At 62.1% G+C, this 12454-nt stretch carries 14 protein-coding genes and 2 tRNA genes; 8 read left to right on the top strand and 8 right to left on the bottom strand.

From position 1 onward, the window contains the following. Window position 1: 1 nt before the first annotated feature. Window positions 2-77 (bottom strand) — tRNA-Gly (locus tag BZL41_RS17550). Between the two features lie 2 nt (window positions 78-79). Then, a tRNA-Glu gene (locus BZL41_RS17545) sits at window positions 80-155 on the bottom strand. Window positions 156-376: 221 nt separating this feature from the next. Here BZL41_RS17545 and BZL41_RS17540 point away from each other — a divergent pair. Together BZL41_RS17540 and BZL41_RS17535 are read left to right on the top strand one after the other, a co-directional pair. Next, on the top strand, window positions 377-1147 hold the full coding sequence (locus BZL41_RS17540) for a hypothetical protein (RefSeq protein ID WP_095600501.1): 771 nt from the start codon (window positions 377-379) through the stop codon (window positions 1145-1147). A gap of 19 nt (window positions 1148-1166) precedes the next feature. Beyond that, the gene (locus BZL41_RS17535; protein ID WP_095600500.1) at window positions 1167-1832 is read left to right on the top strand and encodes a glutathione S-transferase family protein; all 666 of its coding nucleotides are present in this window, start codon (window positions 1167-1169) and stop codon (window positions 1830-1832) included. Between the two features lie 41 nt (window positions 1833-1873). On the opposite strand, the gene BZL41_RS17530 is transcribed toward BZL41_RS17535, so the two are convergent. Both BZL41_RS17530 and BZL41_RS17525 read right to left on the bottom strand, forming a co-directional pair. Further along, window positions 1874-2356 carry a GAF domain-containing protein gene (locus BZL41_RS17530; RefSeq protein ID WP_095600499.1) on the bottom strand — a complete coding sequence of 161 codons (483 nt, stop codon included), beginning with the start codon at window positions 2354-2356 and terminating at the stop codon, window positions 1874-1876. Further along, entirely contained in the window at window positions 2353-3243 is an 891-nt protein-coding gene (locus BZL41_RS17525; protein WP_095600498.1) for an ATP-binding protein, read from the bottom strand. The genes BZL41_RS17530 and BZL41_RS17525 overlap by 4 nt, the downstream gene beginning before the upstream one ends. A gap of 102 nt (window positions 3244-3345) precedes the next feature. Here BZL41_RS17525 and BZL41_RS17520 point away from each other — a divergent pair, with 102 nt between their 5' ends. Beyond that, complete coding sequence (locus BZL41_RS17520) at window positions 3346-5667, top strand: response regulator (protein WP_095600497.1); 2322 nt, start codon at window positions 3346-3348, stop codon at window positions 5665-5667. On the opposite strand, the gene BZL41_RS17515 is transcribed toward BZL41_RS17520, so the two are convergent. The 3 genes from BZL41_RS17515 to msrB form a co-directional block, all read right to left on the bottom strand. Beyond that, the gene (locus tag BZL41_RS17515) at window positions 5657-6112 is read right to left on the bottom strand and encodes a MarR family winged helix-turn-helix transcriptional regulator (RefSeq protein WP_095600496.1); all 456 of its coding nucleotides are present in this window, start codon (window positions 6110-6112) and stop codon (window positions 5657-5659) included. The genes BZL41_RS17520 and BZL41_RS17515 overlap by 11 nt on opposite strands. Next, entirely contained in the window at window positions 6109-6594 is a 486-nt protein-coding gene (locus BZL41_RS17510) for a glutathione peroxidase (RefSeq protein WP_095600495.1), read from the bottom strand. Before BZL41_RS17510 ends, BZL41_RS17515 begins: the two co-directional genes overlap by 4 nt. Window positions 6595-6702: 108 nt before the next feature. After that, entirely contained in the window at window positions 6703-7101 is a 399-nt protein-coding gene (msrB, locus tag BZL41_RS17505; RefSeq protein ID WP_095600494.1) for a peptide-methionine (R)-S-oxide reductase MsrB, read from the bottom strand. A gap of 253 nt (window positions 7102-7354) precedes the next feature. On the opposite strand from msrB, the gene BZL41_RS17500 reads away from it, so the two are divergent. From BZL41_RS17500 to htpX, 4 genes are all read left to right on the top strand, one after another. Further along, the gene (locus BZL41_RS17500; protein ID WP_095600493.1) at window positions 7355-8566 is read left to right on the top strand and encodes a pyridoxal phosphate-dependent aminotransferase; all 1212 of its coding nucleotides are present in this window, start codon (window positions 7355-7357) and stop codon (window positions 8564-8566) included. A gap of 2 nt (window positions 8567-8568) precedes the next feature. Further along, window positions 8569-9315 (top strand): SDR family NAD(P)-dependent oxidoreductase, encoded by a 747-nt coding sequence (locus BZL41_RS17495; RefSeq protein WP_095600492.1) that lies wholly within the window; start codon window positions 8569-8571, stop codon window positions 9313-9315. After that, on the top strand, window positions 9316-9768 hold the full coding sequence (locus BZL41_RS17490) for a hypothetical protein (protein WP_095600491.1): 453 nt from the start codon (window positions 9316-9318) through the stop codon (window positions 9766-9768). It begins immediately after the preceding gene. Between the two features lie 95 nt (window positions 9769-9863). After that, window positions 9864-10751: a protease HtpX gene (gene htpX / locus BZL41_RS17485; RefSeq protein ID WP_095600503.1), complete on the top strand. Its 888-nt coding sequence runs from the start codon at window positions 9864-9866 to the stop codon at window positions 10749-10751. Between the two features lie 53 nt (window positions 10752-10804). On the opposite strand, the gene BZL41_RS17480 is transcribed toward htpX, so the two are convergent. Then, window positions 10805-11458: a thiopurine S-methyltransferase gene (locus tag BZL41_RS17480; protein WP_095600502.1), complete on the bottom strand. Its 654-nt coding sequence runs from the start codon at window positions 11456-11458 to the stop codon at window positions 10805-10807. 99 nt (window positions 11459-11557) lie between these two features. Here BZL41_RS17480 and BZL41_RS17475 point away from each other — a divergent pair, with 99 nt between their 5' ends. Beyond that, window positions 11558-12325, top strand: coding sequence for a class III extradiol ring-cleavage dioxygenase (locus tag BZL41_RS17475; RefSeq protein ID WP_095600490.1), 768 nt, complete (start codon window positions 11558-11560; stop codon window positions 12323-12325). The last annotated feature ends 129 nt before the right edge of the window (window positions 12326-12454 follow it).

Raw genomic sequence — 12454 nt, 5'->3', positions numbered from 1 at the left:
CTGGAGCGGGAAACGAGACTCGAACTCGCGACCCCGACCTTGGCAAGGTCGTGCTCTACCAACTGAGCTATTCCCGCATTGGCGTCCCCTAGGGGACTCGAACCCCTGTTACCGCCGTGAAAGGGCGGTGTCCTAGGCCACTAGACGAAGGGGACGCGGCCCGGAACTTACAACAGATTTTCCGGCTTCCCTCGCTTCGCCTGAGGCTTTACGCTGGAAGTGGCGCGCATTCTAGGGAGCGACTCGATGGTCGTCAACCCTTGAGTAAAACTTTTTTTAAATCAATGACTTCTGATGAGAACTTGAGCTGGCGCTATGAGCCTGTCCGCTAAGGCACTACACTCGGGACAAAACACGTGTTCGAGAGGTTGTTCCGATGTCTCCGCTCTTGATTACAGGTTTGATCGTCGCCGGCATCGTTTTGCTGATCGCCATCGCTTATATCAATAACCTGGTTGAGAACAGCAAGCTCGAAAAAGCCCGCCAGAGAGCCGACCTCAGCGATCGCCTGCGTCGCTGTGCCGACCTGTCGGAGACGCTTCCCGGTCAGTTGATGACGCCGGCGCTCAAGCTGCTGCTCAGCCGTCTGGAACTGCAATTCGTCGAACGCCTGCTGCCCCTGGACAAGGGCAACGCCACTCTCAAGACACGTATCGACGCACTCAATGGCCTGCTCGCTCAAGGCGAATCCATTGCGGTCCGCAACGCCCCACAAACCGTGGCGGCGGAAGCCACGGCAAAGGAAATCCGCTTTCAACTGGAGGGGCTGCACGGCTTGGTCGTCCGCTCCGCACAGGAGAATCTGTTGTCGGCCAACGAAGCAAAGCATTGGGTAAAGGAAATCCGCCAAATGCTGGTGCGCACGAACGTCGAACTGTTCGGCAATGTCGGCAAGCAAGCCCTTCAGCAGAACCAACCGCGCCAGGCGCGCCTGGCTTTCGAGCGCGGCGTGCAATATCTGCGCAAGCAGAACGATCCAGGGACTTACAAAGCCCAGCTACAGCAGTTCGAGCAACTCCTGGCCCGCGCCGATGCCTTGGTGCTGGAAACAGCCAAGCCAACGGACGACGAACCCACCGAGCTGACCGAAGGTCTGAAGTCCCTGGAAGACGAAGACGACTGGAAGAAAAAGAACATCTACGATTGACGGCCTCGATGAGGATGCCATGAGCCTGACCGTCTATGGAGCTCCGCTCTCTCCGTTCGTACGCAAGCTACGCCTGTGCCTGATCGAGAAAGGGTTGGAGTACGACCTGCAGATGATCGTGCCGCACGATCAACCGGACTGGTATCACGAACTCAATCCCCTGCGAAGAATCCCAGCCCTCAAGGACGGTGCTCTTACCCTCGCCGACTCCAGCGTGATCTGCCAATACCTGGAAGACCGCTATCCCGACCTGCCACGGCTGTATGGCAATGACCCCGTCGAGACCGCCCACATTCGCTGGCTGGAAAAATATGCGGATTACGAACTGGCGCCGCTCACCACCTTCTGCATATTCCGCAACCGCGTGCTGAAACCGACCATGGGCAAGGCCTGCGACGAGGACGCCATTCGCGATGCGCAAGACAAGCTCCCGGCTCATTTCGACTATCTGGAGGGAACTCTCGACGATGCACCCTATTTCACGGGCGAAACGCTGAGCATGGCCGACCTGGCTATCGTCAGCCAATTGATCAACATGGAGCATGGAGGCGAGCGGCTCGACGAAGGCCGCTGGCCCAATCTCGCGGCCCTCTATCAGCGAATCAAGGGACGCCCCTCGGTGCAGAACGTCCTTCCGGGCGAACAACGGACACTCGCCAAACTGAGCGCCCTGGCAACACGCTGAGCGCAACGTACCCGCCCGGGCGGCGGGTACTTATTTCCGACTCAGCACTCGGTCAGACGCAGGAAAATAGCCGCGAGTCGTTCGATGCCAACCTGATCCTCTTCGGAAAAACGTGCCTGCCGCGGGCTATCCAGGTCCAGCACACCGATCAGGCGCCCGTCTTTCACCAGCGGCACCACCAGTTCGCTATTGGAGGCACTGTCACAGGCGATATGCCCGGGAAACGCGTGCACATCCTCGACCCGCTGCGTCGTGCGGCTGGCTGCGGCAGCACCGCAGACACCTTTGCCAAAGGGAATCCGCACGCAGGCAACCTTGCCCTGGAAAGGACCAAGCACCAGCTCCCCGTCGTGGTTGAGATAAAAGCCGGCCCAATTCAACCCTTCCAGCTCGTGGAAAAGGAACGCTGCGAACTGAGCGGCGTTGGCCACGAAATCGCGCTCATCCGCCAGCAGCGCTTCCAGTTGTGCGGCGAGCAACGCGTAACCTTCCAGACCTTCGCCGCTCTGCTGTAGATCGATCATGCCGGGTTCTCCAAGAGTTTCAGGCCCACCCAATCGCGGGCAAATTGATAGGCGCAACGGCCGTTGCGGTTACCGCGACCGAGCGCCCAGCGGATTGCCGCTTTTTCGAGTTCCTCGCTCCAGCCCCATTGCAGCCCCGACTGCTCGGCAAGCACGCCGATCCAATGCCGGACGACATCGAGGAAATGCTCTTGGCTAAAGGGATAGAACGATAGCCAGAGTCCGAAACGGTCGGACAAGGCAATCTTGTCCTCCACCGCCTCATTCGGATGCAGTTCGCCGTCCACCATCTGCCAATGCTCGTTGTCGCTCTGTTTCTCGGGCACCAGGTGACGGCGGTTCGAAGTGGCGTAGAGCAGCACGTTGGCCGGGGCACGCTCCAGCGAGCCATCCAACACGCTCTTCAGCACCCGGTAATCGCCTTCCCCCGACTCGAAGGAAAGGTCGTCGCAGAACAACACGAAGCGCTGCGGAAGACCGGCCAATTGCTCCACGACACGCGGCAGATCGGCGAGATGGTCGCGCTCGATTTCGATCAGGCGCAGCCCCACACCGGCATGTTCGGCGAGCAGTGCGCGGACCAGCGACGACTTGCCGGTCCCCCGCGCGCCCCATAGCAAGGCGTGGTTGGCCGGCAGGCCATCGATAAACTGACGGGTGTTGCGCGCCAGTTGTTGCCGTTGCTTGTCCACGCCGATCAGGTCGGACAGGTTGAGATCCAGGTCGACCGTGAGCGGCAGCAGATAGCCACCCTGCCCTTCACGCTGCCAACGGGCGGCGAGATGGCGGCTCCAGTCGAGCGCAGGGCGCTCCACCGGCAGCAAGGGTTCCAGACGATTGAGAACGGTTTCGACCCGCTCCAGAAATGCAACCAAACGAGTATCCATGCGGCACTCCGTGATCGACCGCAAGCTCTGGCGCTGCCTTCGCGAGGGTCGTATGGGCTATGCTTGGCGAGCGAACGGACAGAGGTTGGCCTTTTACCCCCCATGGATATATCCCTCACCAACCGCTTGTCATTCAAACAAGCCAGCTTGACGGTGCTGGTCGCGTTCATCCTGGGGACGTTGCTCAGCCTGATTCAGGTGGGCATCGATTATGCCAGCGAAGACGCCTCCATCAACCGCGAGATTCGCTCGCTGCTCGAAATCAGCCACAACCCGGCGGCCCGCATCGCCTATAACATCGACGCCGAACTGGCCCAAGAACTCGTGCTCGGCTTGCTCCGCTCGCCGGCCGTGATACGGGCGGAAATCGTCGACAACAGCGGCGCGGTCCTGGCCAGCGTCAACCGCCCCCCGATGCATAGCCGCTACCGCATGTTCAGCGACTTTCTGTTCCAGGAGCGGCGCCGCTTCGAAGACCCATTATTCGTCGCCCATGCGCCGCACGAAGCCCTCGGGGTCCTGCACCTGGAGGTCGACACCTATGCCTTCGGCAGTCACTTCCTCAAGCGCGCCGTGCTCACTCTGGTCACTGGCTTCGCGCGCAGCCTGCTGCTGTCGCTGATCCTGCTGGTGCTGTTCTACGCCATGCTGACCAAACCCCTGGTCGGCATCATCCGCGCGCTGAGCGAACGCGATACGCGCATGCCGGCGCGCCAGAAAATACCCTGCCCTCCCGGGCACGAGCGCGACGAGATCGGCATCCTGGTCGAAGTCACCAACCGCCAGCTCGCCAACATCGCCGAAGAGATCGAGCAGCGCCGGGAAGCCGAGGATCGCCTGACCCAGTACCTCGGCGAACTGGAAAACATCGTCTCGGCCCGCACCGCCGAGCTGAAGGCCACCAACGCCCGCCTGACCCAATCCAACCAGGAACTGGAGGAAGCACGCCGCACTGCCCTGCAGATGGCCCAGGCCAGGGCAGCGTTCCTGGCCAACATGAGCCACGAGATTCGCACCCCGCTGAACGGCTTGCTCGGCATGCTCGCCCTGGCCCTGGACGGCCCGCTGAACAGCGAGCAACGGCAGCAGCTTTCCATCGCCCACGGCTCGGGCGAAGTGCTGGTCGAGCTGCTCAACGATATTCTCGACCTGTCCAAGTTCGAGGCCGGGCAGCTCGAACTGGAGAGCATTCCCTTCGACCTCGGCGTGCTGGTCGAAGACACCGCCAGCCTGCTCTCGCAGAACGCCGCGCCAGGAGTGGAATTGACTTGCCTGATCGATCCGCAGTTGCCTATCCAGGTGCTCGGCGATCCGACCCGGGTTCGCCAGATCGTCAGCAACCTGCTGTCCAATGCACTGAAGTTCACCCGCTTCGGCCGGGTCGACGTGCGCGTGCGAGCCGTTGCGGATGGCGTGGAAATAGAGATTCGCGATACCGGCATCGGCATTTCCGAAGAAGCCCAGGAGCGCATTTTCCAACCCTTCGCCCAAGGCAGCATCGACATCACCCGCCAATACGGCGGCACCGGCCTTGGTCTGGCCCTGACGCGCAGGCTCTGCGAAGCCATGCGCGGGGAACTCGGCCTCGTCTCCAAGGAAGGCTTCGGCAGCCGCTTCACCGCCCTCCTCCCACTGCCGAGTCATGCCCGGAGTACGCCACTCCCGCCGCTGCATGGGCGGGTCGTCGCGCTCTGTCCATCCAGCAGTGGCCTCCATGAGCTGCTCAACACACTGTTGCCGAGCTGGGGGCTGACCTATCTACGGCAGGACACCGATGCGCCGTTGGCCGGTATTAAAGGCGATACCTTCATCAGCGATTGCCCGGAATGCCTGCCGGGGCTGCGCAAGGTGATCGACTCGCCGATCCTCCTGGTCACCGCCTACAACCGCTTCATGGACAACGAGCAGGCCAGCGCCCTGGCCCCGCTGGAACAGATGGCCCGCCCCCTGGGGCGCGCCGCGCTGTACCAGACGCTTCGCCACATCCTGCAACCGGGAGTCATCGAAACGCCCCGACAATCCGCCAGCGAAAAGCCGCAGAGCCGCCAAGCACGCGTCCTGCTCGTGGAGGACAATCCAGTCAACCAGATGGTCGCCAAGGGCATGCTGGCCAAATTGGGCTGCGACGTGGCAGTCGCCGCCCATGGTGCCGAGGCGCTCGACCATCTTGCGCGGGAGCCGGTGGATCTAGTGCTGATGGATTGCAACATGCCGATCATGGATGGCTACGAAGCCAGCCGGCGGATTCGTCAGAGCGGTCGCTGGCCCGACTTGCCGATCATCGCCCTGACCGCCAATGCCTTGCCGGACGAACGCGAACGCTGCCAAGCCGCCGGAATGAGCGACTACCTGGCCAAACCCTTCCGTCGCGAAGAACTGGCCGCCCTCCTCGATAGCTGGTTACCGGCTACCGCTACGCCATGAGGCGAGCGAGCAAACCACCGAGCCGCTCGCGTAACTCTTCTATTTCGGCCATATCCATGCCGCTTTCGCACAGCAGGCGGGCCTTCAACGGGCCTGCGCGATCACGCAGCGCCAGCCCTTCCGTCGTCAATGCCAGATGCACCTCGCGCTCGTCGCTCGCTGCCCGCCGGCGCCGTACCAGCCCCAGCGACTCGAGCCGCTTGAGTAGCGGCGTGAGAGTGCCGGAATCCAGCATCAGACGCTCGCCCAGGGCTTTTACCGTCGGCTGCGGCGGTGGAGCGGCCTGCCACTCCCACAGCACTAGCATCGCCAAGTACTGCGGGTAGGTCAGTCCGAGGGCGTCGAGCATCGGCTTGTAGCCCCGGATCACCGCACGCGAGGCGGCATACAGCTTGAAGCACAACTGCCGGTCCAGCAGCAGGCTATCGGATATTGCGTCACTCATTTGAGCAGGGCTTCGATCTCAGCGCTCAGTTCTTCCGGCTTGGTCGTCGGTGCGAAACGCTTGATCAGGGAACCGTCCTTGTTGATTAGGAACTTAGTGAAGTTCCACTTGATGCCCTGGCTGCCGAGGAGACCTGGCGCGCGTTTTTTCAGGTTAACGAACAACGGATGAGCACCCGCACCATTCACATCAATCTTCTTGAACAGCGGAAAAGTCACGCCGTAGTTCAGCTCGCAGAATTCGGAGATCGCTTCCTCGTTACCGGGCTCCTGCTTGCCAAACTGGTTGCAGGGGAAACCCAGCACCACCAGCCCCTTGTCCCGGTATCGCTGCCAGAGGGCCTCCAGCCCTTTGTATTGCGGCGTGAAACCGCATTTGCTGGCGGTGTTCACTACGAGCAAAGCCTTGCCGTCGAAATCGGCTAATGTTTTCTGCTCACCCGTGATGGTGGTGCAGGGAATGCTGAGAAGCGCGTCGCTCATGGGATTCGTCCTTAGAAAGTGAGAGAACGCCAAGAAGATAGCGATCAATTAGATTGCGTGCAATTCAATTGACACTCAATAAGGCCCGCTGATACCAGGCTCTGCGGCTCACTCGTCTTTCGGCTTCAGCTTCAACGCGACCGAGTTGATGCAATAGCGCAATCCGGTGGGCGCCGGTCCGTCCGGAAAGACATGCCCGAGATGCGCATCGCAGCGCGCACAGCGCACCTCGATACGATGCATGCCGTGGCTGAAATCATCCTTGCTGGCGATCGCCTGGTCGTCGACCGGCTGGAAATAGCTTGGCCAGCCGCTCCCCGAATCGTATTTGGCATCCGAATCGAACAGCGGCGCATCGCAGCAGGCGCAGTGATAGATGCCCGGTGTCTTGGTCGCGTAATACTCACCGGTGAAGGCACGTTCGGTCCCCCCCAGACGGCAGACATGGAACTGCTGGTCGGAGAGTTCCTCGCGCCACGCCTCAAGGGGTTTTTCGAGCTTGTCCATGGGAATCCTCGCTAGGAAAAAAGCCCGATGCCGATCTTTCCGGTTAATCGGGCCGCACGTATGATGCGTCACTCTTGGAACCGTCCACGTTCTGCGGCTCCGGACCGGGTAACGCCGAGGTGCCCGACCGACATCCGCGCATTGTGGACAGTGATTGGACTCCAGTCTGGCAGCGGCATTACAGCCTGCCAAGACCGAAAGAATTCATGCCTACCGCCGCTCCCGCGGCGTTTTCTTCGGGATACTCCGCATCATGCAGGTCAGCAAATCGAACAAGCTCGCCAACGTCTGCTACGACATCCGCGGGCCGGTGCTCAAGCACGCCAAACGGCTGGAAGAGGAAGGCCATCGCATCCTCAAGCTGAACATCGGCAACCCGGCGCCGTTCGGTTTCGAAGCCCCCGAGGAAATTCTCCAGGACGTGATCCGCAACCTTCCCACCGCACAGGGCTACAGCGACTCCAAGGGCCTGTTCAGTGCGCGCAAGGCGGTGATGCAGTACTACCAGCAGAAGCAGGTTGAAGGTGTCGGCATCGAGGACATCTACCTCGGCAACGGCGTCTCCGAGTTGATCGTCATGGCCATGCAGGCCCTGCTCAACAACGGCGACGAAGTGCTGATTCCCGCGCCCGACTACCCGCTGTGGACTGCCGCCGTGTCGCTGGCAGGCGGCAAGCCGGTGCACTACCTGTGCGACGAGCAGGCCGGCTGGTTCCCCGACCTGGCCGATATGAAGGCCAAGATTACGCCGAATACCAAGGCACTGGTGCTGATCAACCCGAACAACCCGACCGGTGCGGTCTACTCCAAGGCCGTACTGGAAGACATCGTCGAACTGGCGCGCCAGCATAATCTGGTGATTTTCTCCGACGAGATTTACGACAAGATTCTCTACGACGGCGCCGTCCACATCTCCACCGCCTCGCTGGCGCCGGACGTGCTCTGCCTGACCTTCAACGGTCTTTCCAAATCCTACCGGGTAGCCGGCTTCCGCTCCGGCTGGGTCGCCATCTCCGGCCCCAAACACAAGGCCCAGAGCTACATCGAAGGCCTGGATATCCTGGCCAACATGCGCCTGTGCGCCAACGTGCCGAGCCAGCATGCGATCCAGACCGCCCTGGGCGGCTACCAGAGCATCAACGACCTGGTGCTGCCCAATGGCCGCCTGCTGGAACAGCGCAACCGGGCTTGGGAACTGCTCAATGACATCCCCGGCGTAAGCTGCGTGAAGCCCATGGGTGCGCTCTATGCCTTCCCGCGGATCGACCCCAAGGTCTGCCCGATCCACAACGACGAGAAGTTCGTGCTCGATCTGCTGCTCTCGGAAAAACTGCTGATCGTCCAGGGCACCGCCTTCAACTGGCCTTGGCCGGATCACTTCCGCGTGGTCACCCTGCCCCGCGTCGACGACCTGGAACAGGCTATCGGACGCATCGGCAACTTCCTCAAGTCGTATCGCCAGTAACCATGCGCAGCCAGGGCAGACGCTACCTGATCACCGGCGCCAGCTCCGGTATCGGTGAAGCCCTGGCCCGCGAACTGGCCGCCCAAGGCTATGACCTGGCACTGGCCGCGCGCAGCCTGGACCGCCTCGAGGCGTTGGCCAAGGAGCTGGCCGATCAATTCGGCAACCGGGTCGCGGCATTGCCACTGGACGTCACCGATCCGGCCGCCTGCCAGGACACGGTCAGCCTGGCCGCCCATACCCTCGGCAGCCTCGACGGGGTGATTGCCAACGCCGGCATCGCCCTGGCTGGCAAGGCGGGAGGCGGCCACTTCGAACGTATCCAGCGCACCCTCGATACCAACCTGACCGGCGCCATTGCCTGCCTGGATGCCGCCACCGCGCTGTTCCGCCAGCAAGGCCACGGCCATCTGGTTGCCGTTGCCTCGGTAGCCGGCAAGCGCGGCCTGCCCTATGCCGCCGCTTATTCGGCGAGCAAGGCCGGGCTCATCGCCTACATGGAATCCCTGCAGGCGGAGCTGCTCGGCAAGGGCATCGACACCACGCTCATCCTGCCAGGCTTCATCGATACTCCCTTGAACAGGGACATGGGCAAGCGCCCTTTCCTGATCGATGCCAAGCGGGGGGCGGCGCTGATCGCCAAGCACGTCACCAAGCGGAGCAGAAGCGCTTACGTACCGGCCTGGCCCTGGGCTATTCTCGGCCGCCTGTTACCCCACCTTCCGACCTCTCTCATCGCCAAGACCTGAATGGACCTGCAGATCGACGACTTCTACAAGGACGCGGCAGCCGGCCTGCTCATGTTGTACCAGGCATTCCCGCGCAAGATCGCCCTCTACGTCGAGGACCTGATCGGCCGCGAAGAGCCTGACGAGTTCGGTCTGCCGAGCAAGCGTCACCAGAGCTGCCTGGGCGCCCTGCTGTGGCTGGCCGAGGAAGGCTACCTGCGCTTCGATTCCACCATCCAGTACGATGCCCTGGACCAAGCCGTGCTCACGGAAAAAGGCTTTCTGCGCCTGTCCCGCGCCGTCCCCCATGCGCTGCCCGATGGCGTCACGCTGCCGCCCAGCGTGCGGCGAGTGCACGCCACCCTCGCCTACCAATTGCGCGAAGCACTGGCCGCCCGTCATAGCGAACGGCTGGCGCGCCTGACCCGGCTGCTGTTCGAAAGCCACCTGCACGGCGCAAACGACACAGTTTGAAATAGTCGCTCGGTTGAATAGCCTCCGGGCGCCCCTTATATACCCGGCATGACCATGCCACCGGCATGCTTTATCGCGAGGAGAAGCTCTACACCATGATGCGCATTCTGCTGTTCCTGGCCACCAACCTGGCGGTACTCCTGATCGCCAGCATCACCCTCAGCCTGCTCGGCTTCAATGGGTTCATGGCGGCCAACGGAGTCGATCTGGACCTGCAACAACTGCTCGTCTTCTGCGCCGTGTTCGGCTTCGCCGGCTCGCTGTTCTCGCTGTTCATCTCCAAGTGGATGGCGAAGATGAGCACCGGCACCGAGATCATCAGCCAGCCGCGTACCCGTCATGAACAGTGGCTTCTGCAAACCGTCGAGGAACTGGCGCGCGAAGCCGGCATCAAGATGCCCGAGGTCGGCATCTTCCCAGCCTACGAGGCCAACGCCTTTGCCACCGGCTGGAACCGGAACGACGCTCTCGTCGCGGTCAGCCAGGGCCTGCTGGAACGTTTCTCGCCCGATGAAGTGCGTGCCGTACTGGCCCACGAGATCGGCCACGTCGCAAACGGCGACATGGTGACGCTGGCGCTGATCCAGGGCGTGGTGAACACCTTCGTAATGTTCTTCGCGCGCATTTTCGGCAACTTCGTCGACAAGGTGATCTTCAAGAACGAGGAAGGCCGCGGTATCGCCTTCTATGTCGCGACCATCTTCGCCGAACTGATCCTGGGCATCCTGGCCAGCATGATCGTCATGTGGTTCTCGCGCCGTCGCGAGTACCGCGCCGACGACGCCGGCGCCCGCCTGGCTGGCACCCGTTCGATGATCGCTGCTCTGCAGCGCCTGCAGGCGGAACAGGGCGTCCCGGTACACATGCCGGACAGCCTGACCGCATTCGGCATCAACGCCGCGAAGAAAACCACCTTCGCCGGCCTGTTCATGAGCCACCCGCCGCTGGAAGACCGTATCGAAGCGCTGCGTCAGCGCGGCTGATCCCAATACGCGAAAAGGGCGACCCGAGGGTCGCCCTTTTTCATTCCCGCCGATCAGCGCTGCAATCGATAGACCCGTTCCTCCAGGCGCGTCAGGCCACGCTGAAGGAATCGCCAGTTCTCACCCAGTACATCACGGCACTCCAACGGCTCCAGTTGCCAGTCCGCGCCAAGCAGGCGCCGGACCTCATCATCCGGCACCGAGAACGGCGGGCCCTGCATCTGTCCCTGCTCGTAATCCAGCGTCACCAGCAGCCCCGCGCAACCCGCCGGGAGTATGCCGGTCAGGTGCGCGACATAGCGCTGGCGCATTTCCGGCGGCAAGGCGATCAGAGCCGCCCGGTCGTACAAGGCGGCGCAGCCGGCCACATCCTCCGCCGTCAGGGCGAAGAAATCACCGCACCAGAGTTCAAGTGCACCGGCCCGATAGACCTTGAATGCCCCGTGGGACTGGATTTCCGGCTTCAGCTCTTGCTCGGCGAAGAAATCCTCGACGGCCTTCTCGGCCAGCTCGACACCCAGCACGGCATGCCCCTGCCCTGCCAGCCAGGCCAGATCGAGCGACTTGCCGCACAGCGGAACCAATACCCGGCTGTCGGCCGACACCCCGAGCGTCGGCCAATGCCGCAGCAGATAGGGGTTCACCTCGGAAAGATGGAACCCGATCTCGTTGCGCTGCCAGCGCGCCTGCCAGAAATCCGCCTGCATGTTCATTCACCGTTTCGATCAAAAAGCACAGGAATTTATACTGGATTCCGATAGATCCAGCCCGGAAGATGAACAGTATCCTACTAGAGGTCATCGAGAATGCTACCCAGCCTATTCATCTCCCATGGCTCTCCCATGCTGGCGCTGGAGCCTGGCGCCAGTGGCCCCGCATTGGCGCGTCTAGCGGCTGAGCTGCCCCGCCCCTCGGCGATTCTGGTGGTCTCCGCTCATTGGGAATCGCCCGACCTGCGCATCGGCACGGCAGAACATCCGGAAACCTGGCACGACTTCTACGGCTTCCCTGAACGCCTGTATGAGATGCGCTATCCAGCCGCCGGCAATCCCGCCCTGGCCGATAAGGTGATCCACCTGCTGGCTGCCGATGGCCTGACCGCCCAGCCGGAACCGCAGCGCCCGCTCGACCATGGTGCCTGGGTTCCGCTGTCGCTGATGTATCCGCAAGCCGATATTCCCGTGGTGCAACTGTCGCTACCAACGCATAAGGGCCCGGCCTTCCAGACCCGTGTTGGCCGCGCCTTGGCGAGTCTGCGCGAGCACGACGTGCTGCTGATCGGCTCAGGCAGCATCACCCACAACCTCGGCGAATTGAACTGGCGCGCCGGACCAGACGTGGTCGCCCCGTGGGCAAAGGCTTTTCGCGACTGGATCGTGGAGAAGCTGGCGGAAAACGACGAAGCCGCGCTGCACGACTACCGCCGCCAGGCCCCTTCTGCCGCACGCAATCACCCGCACGATGAGCACCTACTGCCGCTGTACTTCGCCCGGGGCGCCGGGCAGACGTTCAGCCTGGTACATCAGGGCTTTACCCTGGGAGCGCTGGGCATGGACATCTATCGATTCGACTGAATCGCACGGCCATGAAAAAGCCCCGCATGAGCGTAATGCTGTTCACTTAAGCGGAGCAGCCTTCCGATCCACTGGATAGCGGGTCTTCGAAATCTTCACCGTCCTGGGCCTTGATGGCCTTGGGCGGTG

Source organism: Pseudomonas sp. PIC25 (assembly GCF_002286785.1).
Lineage (GTDB): Bacteria > Pseudomonadota > Gammaproteobacteria > Pseudomonadales > Pseudomonadaceae > Pseudomonas_M.
This window is presented reverse-complemented; position numbering and strand designations above follow the sequence as displayed.